This is a genomic window from Streptococcus gwangjuensis (genome assembly GCF_028156745.1).
GTDB lineage: Bacteria > Bacillota > Bacilli > Lactobacillales > Streptococcaceae > Streptococcus > Streptococcus gwangjuense_A.
This window is the reverse complement of record NZ_JAODJG010000031.1, coordinates 209,565-232,636: the sequence shown is the minus strand read 5'-3', so window position 1 is coordinate 232,636 and position 23,072 is coordinate 209,565. Positions and strand designations below refer to the sequence as shown.

The 23,072-nt window shown below is 41.8% G+C and carries 15 protein-coding genes; 2 read left to right on the top strand and 13 right to left on the bottom strand.

Annotated elements, in window-relative coordinates; translation table 11 throughout:
• Nucleotides 1-32: 32 nt before the first annotated feature.
• Complete coding sequence (gene rpoB, locus N5909_RS04940; protein ID WP_120769758.1) at nt 33-3,638, bottom strand: DNA-directed RNA polymerase subunit beta; 3,606 nt, start codon at nt 3,636-3,638, stop codon at nt 33-35.
• Between the two features lie 482 nt (nt 3,639-4,120).
• Between rpoB and N5909_RS04935 the strand changes: the two genes are divergently transcribed.
• Nucleotides 4,121-5,605, top strand: a complete 1,485-nt coding sequence (locus N5909_RS04935; RefSeq protein ID WP_271630904.1) for a M protein trans-acting positive regulator PRD domain-containing protein — start codon at nt 4,121-4,123, stop codon at nt 5,603-5,605.
• A 106-nt stretch (nt 5,606-5,711) separates the two neighbouring features.
• Complete coding sequence (locus N5909_RS04930) at nt 5,712-9,653, top strand: pullulanase (RefSeq protein WP_033682369.1); 3,942 nt, start codon at nt 5,712-5,714, stop codon at nt 9,651-9,653.
• Between the two features lie 75 nt (nt 9,654-9,728).
• On the opposite strand, the gene N5909_RS04925 is transcribed toward N5909_RS04930, so the two are convergent.
• The 12 genes from N5909_RS04925 to rseP all read right to left on the bottom strand — a co-directional run bounded on the left by N5909_RS04925 (nt 9,729) and on the right by rseP (nt 23,057).
• Complete coding sequence (locus N5909_RS04925; RefSeq protein WP_033682370.1) at nt 9,729-10,493, bottom strand: amino acid ABC transporter ATP-binding protein; 765 nt, start codon at nt 10,491-10,493, stop codon at nt 9,729-9,731.
• 9 nt (nt 10,494-10,502) lie between these two features.
• The gene (locus N5909_RS04920; protein ID WP_033682371.1) at nt 10,503-11,225 is read right to left on the bottom strand and encodes an amino acid ABC transporter permease; all 723 of its coding nucleotides are present in this window, start codon (nt 11,223-11,225) and stop codon (nt 10,503-10,505) included.
• A 3-nt stretch (nt 11,226-11,228) separates the two neighbouring features.
• Nucleotides 11,229-11,921 (bottom strand): amino acid ABC transporter permease, encoded by a 693-nt coding sequence (locus N5909_RS04915; protein ID WP_033682373.1) that lies wholly within the window; start codon nt 11,919-11,921, stop codon nt 11,229-11,231.
• 33 nt (nt 11,922-11,954) lie between these two features.
• Nucleotides 11,955-12,833, bottom strand: a complete 879-nt coding sequence (locus tag N5909_RS04910) for a transporter substrate-binding domain-containing protein (RefSeq protein ID WP_033682375.1) — start codon at nt 12,831-12,833, stop codon at nt 11,955-11,957.
• 11 nt (nt 12,834-12,844) lie between these two features.
• Entirely contained in the window at nt 12,845-13,843 is a 999-nt protein-coding gene (locus N5909_RS04905) for a uroporphyrinogen decarboxylase family protein (RefSeq protein ID WP_033682377.1), read from the bottom strand.
• Nucleotides 13,844-13,845: 2 nt separating this feature from the next.
• Nucleotides 13,846-14,049, bottom strand: a complete 204-nt coding sequence (locus tag N5909_RS04900) for a hypothetical protein (protein ID WP_033682379.1) — start codon at nt 14,047-14,049, stop codon at nt 13,846-13,848.
• Between the two features lie 9 nt (nt 14,050-14,058).
• The gene (locus N5909_RS04895) at nt 14,059-15,066 is read right to left on the bottom strand and encodes a uroporphyrinogen decarboxylase family protein (RefSeq protein WP_033682381.1); all 1,008 of its coding nucleotides are present in this window, start codon (nt 15,064-15,066) and stop codon (nt 14,059-14,061) included.
• Between the two features lie 219 nt (nt 15,067-15,285).
• The gene (locus N5909_RS04890) at nt 15,286-16,335 is read right to left on the bottom strand and encodes an LLM class flavin-dependent oxidoreductase (protein WP_049542595.1); all 1,050 of its coding nucleotides are present in this window, start codon (nt 16,333-16,335) and stop codon (nt 15,286-15,288) included.
• Between the two features lie 118 nt (nt 16,336-16,453).
• On the bottom strand, nt 16,454-18,262 hold the full coding sequence (gene glmS, locus N5909_RS04885; protein WP_084950758.1) for a glutamine--fructose-6-phosphate transaminase (isomerizing): 1,809 nt from the start codon (nt 18,260-18,262) through the stop codon (nt 16,454-16,456).
• 191 nt (nt 18,263-18,453) lie between these two features.
• Nucleotides 18,454-19,833, bottom strand: a complete 1,380-nt coding sequence (gene bglA / locus N5909_RS04880; protein ID WP_271630894.1) for a 6-phospho-beta-glucosidase — start codon at nt 19,831-19,833, stop codon at nt 18,454-18,456.
• A 98-nt stretch (nt 19,834-19,931) separates the two neighbouring features.
• Nucleotides 19,932-21,785, bottom strand: coding sequence for a proline--tRNA ligase (locus tag N5909_RS04875; RefSeq protein WP_271630893.1), 1,854 nt, complete (start codon nt 21,783-21,785; stop codon nt 19,932-19,934).
• Nucleotides 21,786-21,797: 12 nt separating this feature from the next.
• Nucleotides 21,798-23,057 carry an RIP metalloprotease RseP gene (rseP, locus tag N5909_RS04870; protein ID WP_033682389.1) on the bottom strand — a complete coding sequence of 420 codons (1,260 nt, stop codon included), beginning with the start codon at nt 23,055-23,057 and terminating at the stop codon, nt 21,798-21,800.
• Between the last annotated feature and the right edge of the window lie 15 nt (nt 23,058-23,072).

Genomic DNA, 23,072 nt, shown 5'->3' with positions numbered 1-23,072 from the left:
TTCCCTTTCTATTCTAAGTGAACTGCTTTTTCTTACTCAGCAGCTTCTTCTGTTGCTTCCGCTTTTGTTGCTTTTTCTGCTTCTTCAGCTTCAAAGGCTGCTTTAGCCTCTTGGGCTGCTTTTTCGCGGGCTTTTTCAAGGTCATCTACGTGGATGACATCTTCGTCCATTCCTTCATCCAAGTCGCGAAGTTCCACTTCTTGGTCATCTTCGTCTAGGACACGCATGTCAAGACCAAGAGATTGCAATTCTTTTACAAGAACTCGGAAGGATTCTGGAACACCTGGTTTTGGAATTGGTTTTCCTTTTGTAATAGCTTCATAAGCTTTCAAACGTCCGTTGATATCGTCAGACTTGTAAGTCAAGATTTCTTGAAGGACATTTGACGCACCGTAGGCTTCAAGAGCCCAAACCTCCATCTCACCGAAACGTTGTCCACCAAACTGAGCTTTACCTCCAAGTGGTTGTTGGGTAACGGTTGAGTAAGGTCCGACTGAACGCGCGTGCAATTTATCATCGACCATGTGGTGGAGTTTGATCATGTACATGACACCAACTGACACACGGTTATCAAACGGTTCACCAGTACGTCCATCGTAAAGGATAGTCTTGGCATCGCTATCCATACCAGCTTCTTTAACAGTTGACCAAAGGTCTTCAGAACTTGCTCCGTCAAAGACTGGTGTTGCGATGTGAATACCAAGAGTACGAGCCGCCATACCAAGGTGAAGCTCCATAACCTGACCGATATTCATACGTGATGGCACCCCAAGTGGGTTCAACATGATGTCGACTGGAGTTCCGTCTGGAAGGTAAGGCATATCTTCTACAGGGACGATACGAGAGACAACCCCTTTGTTTCCGTGACGTCCGGCCATCTTATCTCCGACCTTGATCTTACGTTTTTGAGCGATGTAGACACGAACCAGCATGTTAACACCTGATTGCAACTCATCTCCATTTGCACGTGTAAAGATCTTAACATCACGAACGACACCATCGGCACCGTGTGGTACACGAAGAGAAGTATCACGCACTTCACGAGACTTGTCTCCAAAGATAGCGTGCAAGAGACGTTCTTCAGCTGAAAGGTCTTTCTCACCCTTAGGTGTTACTTTACCTACAAGGATATCACCTTCTTTAACCTCAGCACCGATACGGATAATACCCATTTCGTCAAGGTCTTTAAGGGCATCTTCACCAACGTTTGGAATTTCACGAGTAATTTCTTCAGGCCCAAGCTTTGTATCGCGCGTTTCTGATTCGTATTCTTCAAGGTGGACAGATGTATAGACATCGTCTTTAACCAAGCGTTCGCTCATGATAACGGCATCCTCGAAGTTGTAACCTTCCCAAGTCATGTAGGCAACGATTGGGTTTTGTCCAAGCGCCATTTCTCCATTTTCCATAGAAGGTCCGTCAGCGATGAAATCGCCTTTTTCAACGACATCGCCAACTTTAACAAGCGTACGTTGGTTGTAAGCAGTACCTGAGTTTGAACGACGGAATTTTTGGATGTGGTAAACGTCCAACGAACCATCTTCACGACGAACTTCTACCTTGTCAGCATCTGCATAGGTAACTTTACCGTCATACTGAGCAATCACAGCAGCTCCTGAATCGTGGGCTGCTTGGTATTCCATACCAGTTCCAACGTAAGGTGCTTTAGGATTAATCAATGGCACAGCCTGACGTTGCATGTTGGCTCCCATGAGGGCACGGTTGGAGTCATCGTTTTCCAAGAAAGGAATACATGCTGTCGCAACGGCAACTACCTGTTTTGGTGATACGTCCATATAATCAACAACATTCGCTGGATACTCTTGGTTAACCCCTTGGTGACGTCCCATGACAACTTTCTCAGCAAATGTTCCATCTTCATTCAGACGAGAGTTAGCCTGTGCTACAGTAAATTCATCTTCTTCATCGGCTGTCAACCAAACGATTTCGTTCGTGACAACACCTGTTTCACGGTCAACCTTACGGTATGGTGTTTGAACAAAACCATATTTGTTTAAGTGCCCGTAAGATGACAAGTTGTTAATCAAACCGATGTTAGGTCCTTCAGGTGTCTCGATTGGACACATACGACCGTAGTGAGTGTAGTGCACGTCACGGACTTCATATCCAGCGCGGTCACGTGTCAAACCACCAGGCCCTAAGGCTGACAAACGGCGTTTGTGAGACAACTCAGAAAGCGGGTTGTGTTGGTCCATGAACTGTGACAACTGTGATGAACCAAAGAATTCTTTTACTGCAGCTGTTACAGGACGGATATTGATGATTTGTTGTGGTGTCAAGACTTCATTGTCCTGAACAGACATACGTTCACGGACATTACGTTCCATACGAGAAAGTCCAAGACGTACTTGGTTGGCAAGCAATTCACCGACCGCACGGATACGACGATTTCCAAGGTGGTCGATATCATCTACACGGCCAAGTCCTTCAGCCAAGTTAAGGAAGTAGCTCATCTCAGCAAGGATATCTGCTGGAGTGACGATACGAACCTTGTCATCTGGATTGGCATTACCGATGATCGTTACGACGCGGTCTGGATCAGTTGGTGCAACAACCTTAAATTTTTGTAGTACAACTGGCTCTGTTACTACAGCCGCATCATTCGGAATGTAGACAATCTTGTTCAAGTCGCCATCCAAATGGCTTTCAATGCTTTCAATCACACTGCGAGTCATGATTGTACCAGCTTCCACCAAGATTTCTCCAGTTTCAGGATCTACCAATGGCTCTGCAATTGTTTGGTTGAGCAAACGTGTTTTAACATTGAGTTTTTTATTGATCTTGTAGCGACCAACTGCTGCCAAGTCATAGCGACGTGGGTCAAAGAAACGAGCTACAAGCAAGCTACGTGAGCTTTCAGCAGTCTTAGGTTCACCTGGACGAAGGCGTTCGTAGATTTCTTTCAAGGCTTCGTCTGTACGAGAGTCCATTGGGTTCTTGTGGATATCTTTTTCAACAGTGTTGCGAACCAATTCGCTGTCACCAAAGATATCAAAGATTTCATCATCACCTGAGAAACCAAGCGCACGAACCAAGGTTGTAAATGGAATCTTACGAGTGCGGTCGATACGAGTATAGGCGATATCTTTTGAGTCGCTTTCAAGTTCCAACCAAGCTCCACGGTTAGGGATAACAGTTGAACCGTAGCCTACTTTACCGTTTTTATCAACTTTATCGTTAAAGTAAACACCTGGTGAGCGGACCAACTGAGATACGATGATACGTTCACCACCATTGATGATGAAAGTACCCATTTCTGTCATGATTGGGAAATCTCCAAAGAAAACTTCTTGGGTCTTGATTTCGCCTGTTTCTTTATTGATCAAGCGGAAGGTTACAAAAATTGGTGCTGAGTAACTAGCATCGTGGATACGTGCTTCTTCTAGCGTATATTTTGGTTCCTTGATTTCATATCCAACAAATTCCAACTCCATTGTGTCTGTGAAGTTTGAAATTGGCAATACATCTTCAAATACTTCCTTAAGACCATGGTCTAGGAAATCTTTGAATGAATCCGTTTGAATTTCAATCAAATTTGGTAAGTCAAGAACTTCTTTGATTCTTGAAAAACTACGACGGGTACGATGTTTCCCGTATTGAACGTCATGTCCTGCCAAGATGATTCTCCTTTGTAAATAAATTCCAAGCCTTATCAATCAGGCTTTTCTAATCGTCATATGGTTTTAAAAACCCCTATCACCGTGTCCCTTTGATGAATTTTCAGAATCTTTAAATCTTTATTACAAGTACTCAAAATCCTGAAAAAAAGCACAAAAAGAGCAGCTAAATCTGACTTTTTCAGAAGATTTAACTGCTGTGAGCCTTGCCTGGACAATATTTCAGACAAAACCTACGACAAATGATTATTTACATTATACCCTATTTAGCTAGATTTTTCAAGGGTATTAACGAATTTTTGACAAAATCTTTTCCTATAAAAAATTAAATTCAACTTTCACTTTACAAATTTCATTTTCAGCTTAGTAGTTCACAAAAATATAGTAAATTACGATTTTCCTATTTTATCTTGGGCTGTTTTTCTTGACTTTACTAGGCTTTTATTTTAATATATATGTATAAATATATAGGGAGATTTATGATGAATATCTTGCTTTCTAAGACTGAACAAGATTTGCTATTCTTACTGGAAGAATTAACCAAACACCATGATTGGATAGAAATTCCAGACTTGGCTGAGAAACTGAATTTTTCAATAGAAGAATTGCAAGAACACCTTTTTGAGCTTGAGCAATTATTTCCAAACCTCCTGCTTCAATCAAGAAAAAAAGGCATTCAATTGCAGTTTGACTTCCAAAACGTCTTGGATCCCAGAACTGCGATTTTTAAACAATCTGAAACCTACTCCTTTTTGAACCAGTTGTTTTTCAATGAGGGACAATCACTTGAGCAAATGTGTCAAGAACTTGTAATGAGTTGCGAACGAGTTCAGGAAATCATCCAACATCTAAATACTAAACTTCCCCAACACTATGGCATTAAAATCCAACTTTCCCCTTTAGTCATGAAGGGAACAGAAGAGGACATTCGTGCCTTTTATCTAGACTACTTTAGCCAAAGTTACGACTTTCTTGATTGGCCCTTCCCTTCTATTTCTGAAGAATCACTCACTCACTTGATTCAGCTATTTTTGGACGCCCAACAAGTTTCACCCAACCTCAGTAGCTTACGGCAAATCAAATATACCCTAGCTATCAATCTAGAGCGGTTTAATAAGAGATACTTGATTAAAAATCCTACTCCCCTTTTAACTAGTCACTACAGTTCTCTCATGCAAATTCCGCAGTTTGAACAAGATATCAAAAAGCTGGCTAGAAAACTCCATTTTGAGCCGACAAAGGAAACACTGGAACAGCTATTTTCAAACCCAACCAAATCTCTTCAAATTGCAAACAATCCTAATAATGGAGCACTGGGTGATATTCATCATATCCAAAAATCCTACCGTTTATTGAGTCAAATCTTAGAAGAGTTAGCTAAAGAATTTCACCTACAGATTGAAAATCGCGAGGAATTGATTTGGCTCCTCCACTACACTGCCCAATCTGATTTCTTCCATTTGCTCAGTAACCAGTCTCTCGACAAACAGAAATCCCAGATTTTAAGCAATTATCAAAAAGAATTTCCAAAACTATTTGAAGTGAGTCAACACAAATTCCAATCTTATCTGACTGAGATGGGACTAAACAGTAAGTCAAGTAAGCTACAAGAGATGATCTACACCTTCACCATCCAAGGGCATCGGATTTTAGTCCAACTGCTTCAAAAACTTCCCAAAATACGCGTTTTGGTTATTAGTCATCTGGATAGCCATCATGCACAAATCCTAATCGATACCCTAACTCACTACGGCAACAATCTCTATCTATTTGATTCTTGGGAAGAATCTACGATTTCTTTCTCAGTTCTCAATCAAATCCCGCACGATATTGTTATCACCACCTTTCCTGTCACCAACTCTCCTAAACCACTTATCTACAGTCGTAATTTCTCTACAGCAGAACTATTTTACCACCTCCACCTGATGGCTTCTCAAATTCATAAAGAAAGACTGGCTAAATCGTAACAAAATTTGTTGCGATTTTTCTTTTAGTTTAATTTCAGGAAAACGCTTGCATCTTATTTTACTAAGTGCTATACTGATATAGAAATTTATTGATTGGAGAATGATTATGAGAAAAACACAATCTCACACTGAGAAAAAAATGGTTTACAGCATCCGTTCCCTTAAAAATGGAACTGGTTCTGTCCTTATTGGAGCAAGCCTTGTTCTGCTTGCCATGGCTACACCAACTATCTCAGCCAACGAAAATACTACAAGCACTAACGAACCTAGCAACAGAAATACAACCTCCCTTACTCAGCCTCTTACTGATACAGCAGTTAGCTCTAGTAAGAAGGAAAGTGATATTTCTTCACCTGAAAATGCAAACGCTTCCCTAGAGAAAAAAGAAGAAAAACCTGCAACAGAGCCAACAACTCCTGTTTCAAGCCCAGCCGATTCAGCACCACAAACCGGACAAGATCGTTCAAGTGAGCCAACTACTGCTATTAGTCCAGCAGCGACTGAAACTAAAGCAGAAGAACCCATCGCAGATAACCACTTCCGCATCCATGTAAAGAAACTCCCTGAAGAAAACAAGGATACTCAAGGACTATGGACTTGGGACGATGTTGAAAAACCATCTGAAAATTGGCCCAATGGAGCCCGATCCTTCAAGGATGCCAAGCAAGATGACTACGGCTATTACCTAGATGTCAAACTCAAAAATGAGCAAGCCAAGAAAGTCAGCTTCCTTATCAACAATACCAAAGGGGATAACCTGACGGGGGACCGTTCGGTAGAGCGTCTCTCTCCAAAAATGAATGAGGCCTGGCTAGATGAAAACTACAAGGTATACAACTACCGCCCTCAACCAGCAGGAACTATTCGTGTCAACTACTATCGCACCGATGGCAACTATGACAAAAAATCTCTTTGGTATTGGGGCGATGTCAAAAACCCAAGTAGTGGAGAATGGCCTAATGGAACAGACTTTACAGCTACAGGCAAATATGGTCGCTATATCGATATTCCACTCAAAGATGCAGCTAAAGACCTTGGATTTTTATTACTAGACAGAAACAAACAAGGAGACGATGTGAAAATCCGTAAAGAAGATTATAAGTTCACAGATTTAAAAAATCATAGCCAAATTTTCCTAAAAGACGATGATGAATCGATTTACACAAATCCATACTATGTCCATGATATCCGTATGACAGGAGCCCAACACGTAGGCACTTCTAGCATTGAGAGTAGTTTTTCAACACTTGTCGGTGCTAAAAAAGAGGATATCCTCAAACACTCCAACATTACTAATCACCTAGGAAATAAGGTAACTATCACCGATGTTGCAATCGATGAAGCTGGCAAGAAAGTGACCTACAGCGGAGATTTCTCTGACACAAAACATCCTTATACCGTTAGCTACAACTCTGACAAATTCACTACCAAAACAAGCTGGCGCCTGAAAGATGAAACTTACAGTTATGATGGCAAACTTGGAGCTGACCTAAAAGAAGAAGGAAAACAGGTTGATTTAACCCTTTGGTCACCAAGTGCTGATAAGGTTTCTGTCGTTGTTTACGATAAGAATGATCCTGAAAAAGTAGTTGGAACTGTCGCTCTTGAAAAAGGTGAAAAAGGAACCTGGAAACAAACTCTGAATGAAAACTCTGGTCTCGGCATCAGCAATTACACTGGCTACTACTACCACTACCAAATCGAGCGCCAAGGTAAAACTGTTCTTGCACTCGATCCTTACGCTAAGTCCCTCGCTGCTTGGAATAGCGACGATGCTAAGATTGACGATGCCCATAAAGTGGCTAAAGCCGCCTTTGTAGATCCAGCTAAACTCGGACCTCAAGACTTGACTTATGGTAAGATTCACAACTTCAAGACTCGTGAAGATGCCGTTATCTACGAAGCTCATGTGCGTGACTTCACCTCAGATCCTGCCATTGCAAAAGACTTGACCAAACCATTTGGTACCTTTGAAGCCTTTATCGAAAAACTAGACTACCTCAAAGACTTGGGTGTAACCCACATCCAGCTCCTTCCAGTCTTGTCTTACTACTTTGTCAATGAATTGAAAAATCATGAACGCTTGTCTGACTATGCTTCAAGCAACAGCAATTACAACTGGGGATATGACCCTCAAAACTACTTCTCATTGACTGGTATGTACTCAAGCGATCCTAAGAATCCAGAAAAACGAATTGCAGAATTTAAAAACCTCATCAACGAAATCCACAAACGTGGCATGGGAGCTATTCTGGATGTAGTTTATAACCATACAGCCAAAGTCGATATCTTTGAAGATTTAGAACCAAACTACTACCACTTTATGGATGCTGATGGGACACCTCGCACTAGCTTTGGTGGTGGACGCTTGGGAACAACCCACCATATGACCAAACGGCTCCTAGTTGACTCTATCAAATATCTAGTTGATACCTACAAAGTGGATGGATTCCGTTTCGATATGATGGGTGACCACGATGCAGCTTCTATCGAAGAAGCTTACAAGGCTGCACGCGCCCTCAATCCTAACCTAATCATGCTGGGTGAAGGTTGGAGAACCTATGCTGGTGATGAAAATATGCCTACTAAAGCTGCTGACCAAGATTGGATGAAGCATACCGATACTGTCGCTGTCTTTTCAGACGACATCCGTAACAACCTCAAGTCTGGTTATCCAAACGAAGGTCAACCTGCCTTTATCACAGGTGGCAAGCGTGATATCAACACTATCTTCAAAAATCTGATTGCTCAACCAACCAACTTTGAAGCAGACAGTCCTGGCGATGTGATTCAATACATCGCAGCCCATGATAACTTGACCCTCTTTGACATCATCGCCCAATCTATCAAAAAAGACCCAAGCAAGGCTGAGAACTATGCTGAAATTCATCGTCGCTTGCGACTTGGAAACCTCATGGTCTTAACAGCTCAAGGGACTCCATTTATCCACTCTGGTCAGGAATATGGACGTACCAAACAATTCCGTGACCCAGCCTACAAGACTCCAGTAGCAGAGGACAAACAACCAAATAAATCTCACTTGTTGCGTGATAAGGATGGCAATCCATTTGACTATCCTTACTTCATCCATGACTCTTACGACTCGAGTGATGCTGTCAACAAATTTGACTGGACTAAGGCTACAGATGGGAAAGCTTTCCCTGAAAATGTCAAGAGCCGTGACTATATGAAAGGGTTGATTGCCCTTCGTCAATCTACAGATGCCTTCCGACTTAAGAGTCTCCAAGATATCAAAGACCGTGTTCACCTCATCACTGTTCCAGGCCAAAATGGTGTGGAAAAAGAGGATGTAGTGATTGGCTACCAAATCACTGCTCCAAATGGGGATATCTACGCAGTCTTTGTCAATGCAGACGAAAAAGCTCGCGAATTTAATTTGGGAACTGCATTTGCACATCTCAGAAATGCTGAAGTTTTGGCAGATGAAAACCAAGCAGGACCAGTCGGAATTGCCAACCCGAAAGGACTTGAGTGGACTGAAAAAGGCTTGAAATTAAATGCCCTTACAGCTACTGTTCTTCGAATCTCTCAAGGCGGTGCCATCGTTGCCCCAGCTATGGAAGAAAAACCAGAATTTGACCTTTCAAGCTTAAAACAAGAACAAGGGCAAAATAATGACCAAGGTACTATTTCAAACCGAGTGGTCAAACCTGAACATCAAGATCCAGCTCCACAAGCTAGACCTGATTCTACTAAACCAGATTCTACTAAACCAGATTCTACTAAACCAGATGCTCCTAAACCAGATGCAAAAGTAGCTGATGCAGAAGATAAACCTAGCCAAGCTACAACTGATTCACAAACTGAAAAGCCAGTACAAGCAGCACAACCATCATCTGTAAGTGAAGCTGTTCAAAACGAATCAGTAGAAAATCCTAGCAAGGAAAATATACCTGCGCCTCTAGCTAAACAAGCTGAACTTCCAAATACAGGAACTAAAAACGATAACAAACTCCTGTTGGCAGGAATCAGCCTCCTTGCCCTTCTCGGTCTCGGGTTCTTACTAAAAAACAAAAAAGAGAATTAAACCAGCCCTCCTATAGAAAAATCCTCCGAGCATTAAGGCTCGGGGGATTGATTTTTGACCTGATAATCCTATCTATCAAATCATATATTCCACACTATAGGTCGCATCCGAAAGGATTCTTGCCAAAAATTGCTTGGTTCGTTCTTCTTTTGGACGGCTAAAGAATTCATGGGCATTATTTTCTTCAACAATTTTCCCACCGTCCATAAAAATAACATGATTGGCTACATCTCTGGCAAAGCCCATCTCATGAGTCACTACTACCATAGTAACCCCTTCTTTTGCTAACTGTTTTAAAACATCCAAAACATCCCCTACCAACTCTGGATCCAAGGCTGATGTTGGCTCATCCAGCAGAATAACCTCTGGTTTCACAGCGATTGCACGGGCAATACCGATTCGCTGTTGCTGTCCTCCAGAAAGTTGAGATGGATAGTAATCCTTATAAGCTAGTAAACCAACTTTTTCTAAGGAAGCTTCCGCACGTTTGATGGCTTCTTCCTTAGGAATTTTCCGAGCAATCACCAGGCCCTCTAAAATATTTTCCAAGGCCGTTTTATTAGCAAATAAATTATAATGTTGAAAAACAAAGGCAGTCTTCTGGCGAATTTCTAAAATGTCTTTTTTAGTCAATTTGCCAAGGTCGTAGTCTTTATCCGCAAGCTTCAAAGAACCACTATCAGCCTTTTCTAAATGATTGAGACATCTGAGAAAAGTCGTTTTACCTGATCCAGATGGCCCCAAGATTACAACCACATCCCCTTGGTTGACCTTGAGATTAACATCTTCTAAGACTTGTCTGTCTCCAAATTTTTTTGCAACATGTTCTACTTGTAACATTGTATCCTCCTATGCTAAACCTGTAGTGGGCGCTACTTGTCCCTTTTCTCTTCGAATATAGCGTTTCTCTAAGAGTGAAAAGCCCCATTGAATCAATCCGCAAATAAGAATGTACTGTAAAAAGATAACAAAGTATGATTCAAAATACTGATAACCATAAGACGCTTCAACACGGGCAATAGCTGTAATATCCTTAATAGTCATCACAAAGACCAAAGAGGTTCCTTTTACAATATTTATGACTAAATTAGCCAAATTGGGCAGGGCTGAACGCAAGGCCTGTGGAAAAACAATCCTCACATAGGCCTGGCTACTGGTCAATCCAATCGCTTGTGCAGCTTCTAATTGTCCCTTATCGACAGTCAAAATAGCCGAACGTAAGATTTCTGATAAACTCCCTGTTGTCATCAAGCTGTAGATAATAAAAGCATAATAGATAGGATTGAGTTTAAAGATGTCAACATTACTTCCTATGCTTTTAAGAAATTGATTGAGCAAACTCGGAAACAAACTATAGAAGAAAAGAATCAGCAAAATCGGAGGGGTCGCTCTTATAAAAGCTAGATACACGAGAGAGAAAGTTCGAACACCTTTTACTTTATAAATTTGTCCCAGAGCTAAAAACAAGGCTGGTAGAAAACTTAAGACCATGGCTACAATCATGATAATCAAGGTGGTCGGTACCCCTTTTAAGGTCTCTAAAAAGGTTTTTGCAATATAGTCTAAATCCATATCCTATCTCCCTTTCGTTTCCAAAGATTTTTCTAACAAGCAACTCAAGAAGGAAACAACCAAGGCTACACCCCAATAAAGAATGGCAACCGCTGTATAGGTTTCAAGAGAGTAATTTCCCAAATTGCGACTGATTAAGAGATTGCCAGCTCCCATGACATCCACAAAACCAATCGTATAGGCTAGGGCAGCGTCCCGCATCAAATTTAGAATAGCGGTCGTCATATTTGGAAGAGCCACTTGAAAAGCCTGAGGAAAAATGATTCTCCAAAATGTCTGACTAGGTGTCAGACCAATACTGACTCCAGCTTCCATCTGACCTTTTGGAATTGCCTGATAGGAGGCCTTAAACACTTCTGCAATGATAGCCGCAAACAGCAAGACCATGGTAAATAATACGAAGACCGTTTTAGACCAGTTGTTAATATCTAAATTCAACCACCATTTTAAAAATTCAGGTAAACCATAAAAGACTAAAAACAGTAAAACAATTGGGGGAGTACAGCGAAGAGTGAAAATGTATCCCTTGGAAAGACCTGCAAAAGTCTTGTCTTCTCCCACTTGTGCCCAAGCCAGTAAGCCACCGAAAAGGGAGCCAAGGATTGTAGTAAAAAAGAGAACGGACAAGGTCATAGGAAGAGCCTGCCATAAGGTGGGTAAAAATTGGAACACTCTTGAAAAATCATATGAAACCATGTAAACCTCTTTCTAGCATGCCTGATTGCTTATCTAATCTTTATCAACATAACTAAAGACATCTTCTTTAAAGTATTTTTGAGAAAGTTTAGCAAGAGTACCATCTTCTTTTAATTCTTTAATCGCTTTTTCATATTCTTTAGCAAACTTCTCGCCCTTTTCATCACGATGAATCAATGGATAGGTTGGGATTCCTTTATATGGGAACCAGCTAAGTTTGTCCGCATATTGGTGGTAAGAACCATCCTCAGCTGTCACTGCTTTTTCAAAAGAAAGCTTGATATCAAAGAAGGCATCATAACGTCCTTCTAAAACCCAAGCATAAGCGTCTGCCACTTTGAAAGATTCAGCAGCTGTCAACTCAATTGGTGTATCCTTATGCTTCTCGTTATAACTATTGATGACATTCCACTGAGCATTTTGAGGAGAGATTGGTACTAATTTTCCTTTATTTTTGGCAAAATCATCAATATTCTTATATTTGCCTTCATCTTCTTTTCTGACAGTAAAACCAATAATGCTAGCACCTACTGGCTCAGATGGAATGATGAATTTTTTAGCCCTTTCATCTGTATACCAAGCACCTTTTGTCCCAATATCGTACTTGCCAGACTCCAGTCCAATCAAGAGATCATCATCACTAGTTCCTGTATACTCAAATTTATAATCTGCTAATTTCTCATCAACCGCCTTTAAAACAGCGACTTCATAACCATCTGATTCCCCTTTTTCATCAATAAAATCATAAGGGACATAGTTTTGGGTATGGGCAACCTTTAAAGTTGTTACTTGTCCAGATGAAGCTGCATCTGTACCTTTAGCAGATGCTCCTGACAAAGTTCTACCAACAATCGTTGCTCCAAGCACTGCCACAACCGCAACTCCACCAATAATCCATGTTTTCTTACTCATATTCTTCTCCTTTATTTATTTAATGCTTCTCTCACCCACTGGATACGTTCCACTGCAATGTCGCTCGGAATGGTACAATCTGCTCCAAGTATGAAGCCATCTTTACCTGTTTCTTCTATCAAGCGTTTGGTTTCAGCTTGAATTTCTTCCTTACTGCCTCGATAGAGAAGGCCATCTTTACCGTTTTCAAATCCTCCCAAAACAGCACGACCCTTGAAAATCTCACGACCTTCTTTTAAGCTAATCCCTTCTGGACCAACTGCCCAGTTAAAAACATGAGCTGGATAGTCAGCGAAGATATGAATATCGTTTCGGGCTCCTTCATAGCCACAGATGTGAAGGATATTAACCCCACCAACCGACTTAGCTGCATTTAAAACAGTCAGTTCACTCGGCGCAATAATCTCCTGATAGTCTTCAACAGAAACACGCGCATCCTGAATACTTTGCACACTAAGATAGATACCGTCTGCTCCTGCATCTTTAATAATAGCTTGACTCAAGCTAGCGATATCTTGCGCAATCACATCAAGTACTTTTTTCAATTTCTGAGAATCTTGAACTAAGAAATCTGCAATGAGATCATCTCCACCAGACACTTCTCCAAGTAACCATTTGAGGTAGGTCACAGGCGCAAAAATATTGTAAATAGCAACAATATCTTCCGTAAACTCCTGCTTAATCTTCTTCACTAATTCTACCTGCTCTCTAATCCACGGATGATCTTCACCCAGAGGTTGAATCTCCGACAGCTCTTGGAGTGACTTTCCTTTGGCAATAACTGGATTTGGATAAGCAAAATAGCCATCACTCATCAACTTGATAAAGTCTGGATGTAGGTCACGGATAAAACGTTTGTGACCTTGTATGTTCTTTTCAATAATCACAGGATTTGAAAATCCCTTTAACCATTCCTCTTCTGATGTAAAGTGGTGCCAAAAACCGACAGGCACACGGTCGACCGCTTCTCCTCTAAATGCTTTTAAAACCCATTCTCTTTTTTCTGACATCTCTATTCTCCATTTCTTTCTTTTTCGACTAATAAAACACTGGCAATATCATTGGTTTGAATAAAGGGAAGACTTTCTTTCTGAAAATCCTGAACTCCATGACATCTTGGCCCTTCCTTACAAGTAAGTCCCTTTGTAAGACTGATCGCAAGTAAGATGACAAAGCCGAGGGCCGTCCCTATCAATAGCCACTTTTTTCTTTTCATAAGGCCCTCCTATTCTAAAATAGCAGCCTGACGAATCCAGTCCAATCTTTCTAATTCAAAATCATCTGGAACTGTACAATCCGCTCCAAGAAGGACTCCTCTAGTCCCAGCTTCAGTTAACAAGCGTTTGGTTTCCACTTGTAGTTCAGCCTTGCTACCTCCATAAAGCAGGCTCTGCTTCCCATTTTCAAAACCACCCAAGACCGCTTTGCCATAAAATAGCTCCTGACCTTGAGGTAAACTGACTGCTTCATGGTGGGTTGCCCAATTGAAAACCTGGGCTGGATAATCTTTGAAAATAGTCACATTGTTACTGGCACCTTGGAAACCGCAGATATGCAGGATATTTACCCCACCTACCTGATTGGCAGCTTCTAAAACCTTTATGTTGCTTGGCTCAATATAGGTCTGATACAATTCTGCTGTGATGCGCTCATCCTGAATTTCTTGAGTACTGAGATAGATTCCATCTGCTTCACCATCCTGAATGATTTTTTTAGTTAGGATAGCGATATCCTCTGCTATCACGTCTAAAATTTCACTGAATAACTCTGGATTTTCAAGAAAAAGATCTGCAACCTCCTTATCACCTCTAGAAGTCGCTGTACGAAACCACCGTTTCAAGTAGGAAATCGGAGAAAAAATATTGTAGAATGAAGCAATTTCCTCAGTGAAGGTTGCTCGAATAGCTTGTACCACTTCTACTTGTTGCTGAATCCAAGGATGGTTTTCACCAATCGACTCAATAGAAGCCAGCTCCTGAATACTTGAAACCAAAGGACCGTAGACATTACTTGGATAAATGAAAAATCCGTCACTCATCATTTTGACAAAATCAGGATGAATTCTTTCAACGTACTTCCGATGTCCCTCTACACTTTTTTGAAAGATACGTGGGTTATTTAAACCTTGCCCTTTTTCCTCCAGTGTTACAAAATGAAACCAAAAGCCTACAGGAACTCGTTCCACCTCTTCTCCTCGGATGGCTTTAAAAACTAGCTCTCTTTTACTTGTCATACTTTTCTCCTTTCATTTGGATTGAAACCATCTTACCACTCCTTTTGACCTTTTCCCAATATATATTGACTATCGACTTGATTGATATTGTTTATATCAACAACGAAAAAATCTCTGGAAAGCTTGATTTTACTAGCTTTTCAGAGATTCTTTTCTGTTTATTGCTTTTTTAAAATAGTTGTTATATAGATTTTTTATCAGCCTGATTAGGATTTTTTATTAAGCCTCTTTCATGGCAAAATAAGCCCGTACTTTGGGTACAACTTGTGTACCGAAGAGTTCAATAGCTCTCAGGACTTGTTCATGAGGCATAGAACCAAGAGGTAGGTGCAACATAAAGCGATCCAAACCTAAGTCTTCAATCATGCGAATCAATTTTTCGGCCACCTGATCTGAATTGCCCACAAACATAGCACCATTTGGCCCAACTTGCTCCAAATATTGCTCATAACGCAATTCCTGCCAGTGCGGACGGTCTTTGGAAATAGCATCCACCACTTGCTTAGTCGGATGGAAATAATCTTTTACAGCCTGCTCACCATCTTCAGCAATCCAACCCCAAGAATGAGCTCCAACCTTTAGTTCCTGACTGGCATAACCCGCTTCGCTTCCAATCTCACGATAAGCCTGAATCAACTTTTTAAAATAACGCGGATTGCCACCAATAATAGCATAAACAATCGGTAGACCAGCCTGAGCAATCTTCACAGTTGATTCGACATGACCACCTGTCGCTATCCACAAGGGCAATTTGTCCTGAACTGGACGAGGATAAACTTCTTTGCCAGAGATTGTTTGGGTCAATCGACCTTGCCAATCTAGTTTTATCTTTTCATTGACTAATTGAAGCAAGTCTAATTTCTCATCAAAAAGAGCTTCGTAGTCTTTCAAATCATAGCCAAACAAGGGAAAAGATTCCGTGAAAGAACCCCTTCCGGCCATAATCTCCGCACGTCCATTTGACAAAGCATCGATAGTGGCATATTGTTGGAACAATCGAATCGGATCCATACTTGAGAGAATGCTGACTGCACTGGTCAAACGAATCTTCTTGGTATTGACTGCCCCAGCTGCCAGAACAATCTCTGGCGCAGATATCGCAAAATCCGCTCGATGGTGCTCACCAATCCCATACACATCCAAACCAACCTTGTCAGCCAGTTCAATCTCTGCCAGCAACTGGCGAATGCGTTCAGCATGACTGTAAGTTTGCCCAGTCCCTTCAAGCTCCGTTGTTTCTCCAAATGTTGAAATTCCCAATTCTACCACAGTGATTCTCCTTGTCTATTCCGGTCCTTCATTTTGAAAAATTATTCTAACACGAATCTTGAGTACAAGCAACCGATTTGCTCACAAGAAAAAGCCTAGATAACTAGACTTTTTAAGCTTATTCTACCGTTACTGACTTAGCAAGGTTACGTGGTTTGTCCACATCAAGCCCACGGTGGAGTGTTGCAAAGTAAGCGACTAATTGCGTTGGCACGACCATTGAAATTGGTGAGAGGTAAGGGTGTACAGTCGTAAGGACGATATCATCTGTATCTTTGGCAACATTTTCTTCTGCAATAGTGAGAACCTTGGCACCACGGGCTGCCACCTCTTGGATATTTCCACGAGTGTGGTTGGCAAGGACTGGATCTGACAAGAGAGCCAAAACAGGCGTTCCTTCTTCAATCAAGGCAATAGTTCCGTGCTTGAGTTCTCCTGCCGCAAAGCCTTCACACTGGATATAAGAAATCTCTTTGAGTTTAAGGCTTGCTTCCATAGCTACGTAGTAATCTTGACCACGCCCAATATAAAAGGCGTTGCGAGTTGTTTCAAGAAGCTCACGAACCTTGGCTTCAATGGTTTCTTTCTCTGAAAGAGTTGATTCGATAGACTGAGCTACGATTGACAACTCATGAACCAAGTCAAAGACTTGCGCTTTAGCATTGCCATTTGCTTCTCCTACTGCTTTTGCAAGAAAAGCAAGGGCTGCAATTTGTGCTGTATAAGCCTTTGTTGATGCTACGGCAATTTCAGGACCTGCATGAAGGAGCATGGTATGATTGGCTTCACGTGAAAGAGTTGAACCTGGTACGTTTGTCACTGTCAAGCTTGGGATTCCCATTTCATTAGCCTTGACCAAAACCTGACGGCTATCCGCCGTTTCACCAGACTGACTGATAAAGATGAAGAGTGGTTTCTTGCTGAGAAGTGGCATACCGTAACCCCACTCAGATGAAATTCCAAGTTCAACTGGTGTATCTGTCAATTCTTCCAACATTTTCTTAGAAGCAAATCCTGCGTGGTAAGATGTCCCAGCTGCAAGGATGTAGATACGGTCTGCGTCTTGAACAGCCTGGATGATAGCTGGGTCTACTACTACTTGACCAGCCTCATCTGTGTAGGCTTGGATTAGTTTACGCATAACAGTTGGTTGCTCGTCAATTTCCTTAAGCATGTAGTAAGGGTAAGTTCCTTTACCGATATCTGACAAGTCTAGCTCAGCAGTGTAGCTAGCACGCTCACGACGATTTCCATCATAGTCTTGAACTTCCACACTATCAGCCTTGACAATTACCAACTCTTGGTCATGAATTTCCATGTATTGGTTGGTTTCACGAATCATAGCCATAGCATCTGAGCATACCATGTTATAACCTTCACCAAGACCAATCAAGAGTGGTGATTTATTTTTAGCTACGTAGATGACTTCAGGATCTTGTGAGTCAACCAAGGCAAAAGCATAAGAACCACGGATGATGTGAAGAGCTTTTTTGAAGGCTTCAAGAACAGAGAGACCTTCTTCTTCCGCAAATTTTCCAATCAAGTGAACAGCGATTTCAGTATCTGTTTGCCCCTTAAAGTGGTGACCTGCAAGGTATTCTTCCTTGATTTCAAGGTAGTTCTCAATGACCCCATTGTGCACCAAAACAAAACGTTCAGTCTCAGAGCGATGTGGGTGAGCATTGTCTTCCGTTGGTTTTCCGTGAGTAGCCCAACGAGTATGTCCGATACCCGTTGTCCCCTCAACACCAGCTGTCTTAGCAGACAATTCTGCGATACGACCAACAGCCTTCACCAAGTGGTTTTCAGCACCACCTAGGACAAAAATCCCCGCAGAATCATAGCCACGGTATTCGAGCTTTTCAAGCCCTTGAATCAAAATATCAGTTGCATTTGTGTTTCCAACAACACCAACAATTCCACACATAGTATATACGACACAGACCAGCTGTGCTTTCTCCTTAAAATTGGTATAGTCTAATTCCTCTTTTATAGAATCAGCAAAAACAGTATATACTTGTTTCTTTCACTTGTCAAGAGTAAAAATTGGTATAGTTCAAATTACGCTCCTGTTAGCAAAAGACTCTGACCAATTAGGATAATCAGTCAGAGTCCTTTTTAAAATCCATTATTATCGCTTAATTCCTTGAACCAGTGCCCTGATTTCTTCAGACGACGTTCTTGCGTTTCCAAGTCTAATTCGACCAAGCCATAGCGATTTTTATAGCTATTGAGCCATGACCAGCAATCGATAAAGGTCCAAATCAAGTAGCCCTTACAATTGGCTCCGTCTTCAATGGCACGGTGAAGTTCGCGAAGATGACCTTTTACAAAGTCAATACGGTAATCATCTTGAATCATTCCATTCTCACGGAATTTTTCTTCCCCTTCAACACCCATACCATTCTCTGTCAACATCCACTCGATATTACCATAATTTTCCTTGATATTTTGGGCAATGTCATAAATCCCTTGCTCATAAATCTCCCAGCCACGATGAGGATTGATTTTACGTCCAGGCATCACATAAGGCTCATAAAAATGTTCTGGCAAAAGAGGACTCTCTGGATGCTTCGCAAATCGAGGAGCCATAACACGCAAAGGTTGATAGTAGTTGACACCAAGGAAGTCCACAGTATTGTCACGAATGATATCCAACTCCTCCTCTGTAGCATCAGGCAAGAGACCGTATTCATGTAAGATTTCTACCAACTCCTGTGGATAAGTCCCCAAAACAGACGGATCTAAGAAAGATTGGGCCTGAAAAAGGTCCGCAATGCGAGCAGCCTTGACATCAGCAGGATGCTGGCTACGTGGATAAGCCGGTGTCAAGTTGAGGACAATCCCAATCTTGGAATCAGGCAAGAGTTCATGACAGGCCTTAACCGCCCGACTGCTGGCCAATTGTGTATGATAAGCTACTTTAACGGCTGCCTCTGCATCCACCTTATGTGGATAATGGGCATCGTAAAAATATCCAAATTCTACTGGAACAATTGGCTCGTTAAAGGTAATCCATTGATCCACTAAATCTCCATAAGTCTCAAAACAAAAACGAGCATAGTCTTCATAGGCTGAGACAGTCGCCTTATTTTCCCAACCATCACCATCCTCTTGAAGGACAAAAGGCAAATCAAAATGATAAAGATTGACTAAAAGACGAATCCCTTTGGCCTTAATAGCCTCAAAAACCTTACGGTAAAAATCTACACCCTGATAATTGACTTTTCCACTCCCTTGTGGAAAAATCCGTGACCACTGAATAGAAGTTCGAAAGGCCGTGTGACCAGTTTCTAACAAGAGCTCGATATCCTGTTCCCAGTTTTCATAAAAAGTCGATGTCTTATCTGGACCAATTCCATTATAGTAACGATTTGGCTCCACTTGGTACCAATAATCCCAGAGATTATCTCCCTTACCGTCACCAGCTACACGTCCTTCTGTTTGTGGTCCAGAAGTAGAGGATCCCCAGACAAAATCCTTTGGAAATCTTAGCATACATTTACCTCTTTATCTACTCATTTTTCCTATTATACAGAAAAAACAAGGTAAAAACTAGTTACATTTTTTCCTTGTTTTTCTTCTGATTATAGTTTTTATTTCTTGCTAAGGATTTCAAGCGTTTCAAGCACGTTATCTGCATGAACTTCGATGGTATCACCAGTCGCTTTAATCTTCACTTCTACGATGCCATCGGCTGCTTTTTTACCAACAGTGATACGGATTGGCAATCCAATCAAGTCGCTATCACTGAATTTCACTCCAACACGTTCGTTACGGTCATCCGTCAAGACTTCGTAACCAGCTCCCATCAAGCTTGCCTCAAGCTTTTCTGTCAAAGTCTGGGCTTCTTCATCCTTAACATTGACAGTGATCAAGTGCACATCAAATGGTGCCAATTCTTTAGGGAAGTTGATTCCCCAAGCGTAACGGTATTCACCTTTTGGCGTTTTGTTAACAAAGAGGCGAGCGTGTTGCTCCATCACTGCTGAAAGGAGACGACTGACACCGATACCGTAACATCCCATGATAATTGGCACAGCACGGCCATTTTCATCCAAAACATCTGCTCCCATGCTTGCTGAATAGCGAGTGCCGAGTTTGAAGATGTGACCAATTTCGATACCACGCGCAAAGTTAAGGACTCCTTGCCCGTCTGGGGAAATTTCACCCTCACGAACTTCACGTATATCCACATATTCTGCAGTAAAATCACGACCTGGGTTCACACCAGTCAAGTGGTAGCCATCTTCGTTAGCACCGACAACTGCATTGTGAACATCTTGCACCTTACGGTCTGCAATGATTTTAACATTCTCTGGCAAACCAACCGGGCCAAGTGAACCAAATCCTGCTTGAACAAGATTCGCCACTTCTTCTTCACTAGCAACGTCAAAGAAATCTGCTCCCAAGTGGTTTTTCAACTTGACTTCGTTGAGTTGGTCATTTCCAACTAGAAGGGCCGCAACAAGCTCACCATCTGCCATGTAGAAGAGGGTTTTAATTGTTTGTTCTTCTGGAACGTTGAGGAAGGCGGCAACTTCATCGATTGATTTAACATCTGGTGTTGCAACACGAGTCACTTCTTCTTCAGCGACAACACGGTTGCTTGGTTTGTACTCGTTTGTTGCCATTTCCAAGTTAGCCGCATAGCTAGACTCACTTGAGTAAGCAATGGTATCTTCACCAGAGACCATCCATTTGAGCAATTCTGCCTTGATTTCTTCTTGCACTTCTGCAGGAATTTCGTCAAATGAGGCAACTGACTTGTCCAAGACAACCCAGCGGTCAAGGTCTGTACGAGCAGGTGTAATGGCCATAAATTCTTGGCTATCCTTACCACCCATAGCTCCACCGTCACCAATAATAGCCTTGAAGTCTAAACCACTACGAGTGAAAATACGCTCATAAGCAGCCTTATACTCATCGTAAACACTGTCCAAGCTATCATAGTTAGCGTGGAAGCTATAAGCATCCTTCATGATAAACTCACGTGTACGGAGAAGTCCATTACGTGGGCGTTTTTCATCACGATACTTAGGCTGGATTTGGTAAAGATTAAGTGGCAATTGCTTGTAAGACTTAACAGAATCACGGACAATAGCTGTAAAGGTTTCTTCGTGAGTTGGACCTAGGATAAAGTCTGATTTTTCACGGTTTTTTAGTTTGTAAAGGTCCTCACCATAAGTTTCGTAACGACCTGATTCGCGCCACAACTCTGCACTAAGAAGAGCAGGAGCCAACATCTCAACGGCACCAATCTTGTCGAATTCTTGGCGCATGATATTTTTGGCTTTTTCAATCACACGGTTGGCAAGTGGTAGATAAGAATAAACACCTGCTGAAACTTGGCGAACATAACCAGCTCGCAACATAAGAGCGTGGCTGATAACTTGGGCATCGCTTGGCATTTCGCGAAGCGTTGGGATAGGCATTTTACTTTGTTTCATAATATTCCTCGATTATCTAAAAAAGAGTCGCATGATGTCATTCCAGGTCACAGCAATCATCAAGACAACCATGATGACCACTCCGGCCAAGGTGACATAGGTTTCAATTTCTTGTTTCAATGGTTTGCGGCGGATAGCTTCTAGGATATTGAGCACAATCTTACCACCATCCAGAGCTGGAATCGGAATCAGATTAAAAATCCCAATATTGATAGAAATCACTGCCAAAAAGTACAAGACATTTTCAATTCCATTTTTAGCAGCATCACTACTTGCCTTAAAGATGGCAACAGGGCCACCTAGCTTGTTCAAATCCGGTTGGAAAATCAGATTTTTCAGATCTGATAGAATTCGGAGAGCTGAGTCAGCAGCAGTTGTAAAACCACCTACAAACATGGACAGAAAATCTGACTTAATCCCCGGTTGAACACCTAAAAGGTAACGACCTTGACTTTCTTCTGGGGTAACCGTTACTTGTTTGTCACTACCATTTTCAGAAATAGTCACAACCAAACTTGGGGCCGTCTTATCTTTGGTTTCTGATTCCACAGCCTGAATCAAACTTTCCCAGTTGCTCACCTCATGTGAGCCAATCTTGGTAATCTGTGCCGTTTCTGGCACTCCTACCTTGGCCAAGGCCCCTTGGGGCATGACATGGAACTGATTGGTAGCAACATCTCTAACACCACCCTGCATAAAGATTAAAATCCAGAAAACAACAACACCTAAGATAAAGTTGTTCATAGGTCCTGCAAAGTTGGTAATCAGTTTGCCCCAGATAGTCGCATTTTGATATTGAACATCTAAAGGTGCAATCCGAACCTCCGTTCCATCTGCTTCCACAACCGTTGCATCGTGATCCACTGCAAATCTTTTTTCTTCTTCCAGAACTAATCCTTTGATAAAGAGCTTGTCTTCAAAATCAAACTGGGTCACCTGCATAGGAAGAGCTGTTTGATCCAATTTTTTACCTGAGAGATTGATGCGTTTAACCTTACCATCATCAGTAAGGGTCAAACTGACAGGAGTTCCTGTCTTAATTTCAGTTGTATCATCACCCCAACCGGCCATGCGAACATAGCCACCCAGAGGCAAGATTCGAATGGTATAGGCCGTTCCATCCTTGCCAGTGTGAGCAAAGATCTTGGGTCCCATACCAATGGCAAATTCACGCACTAGAATCCCTGATTTCTTGGCAAAGTAGAAGTGTCCAAACTCGTGCACCACCACAATAATCCCGAAAACCAGAATAAAGGTTAAAATTCCGAGCATAGTATTTCCTCCGTC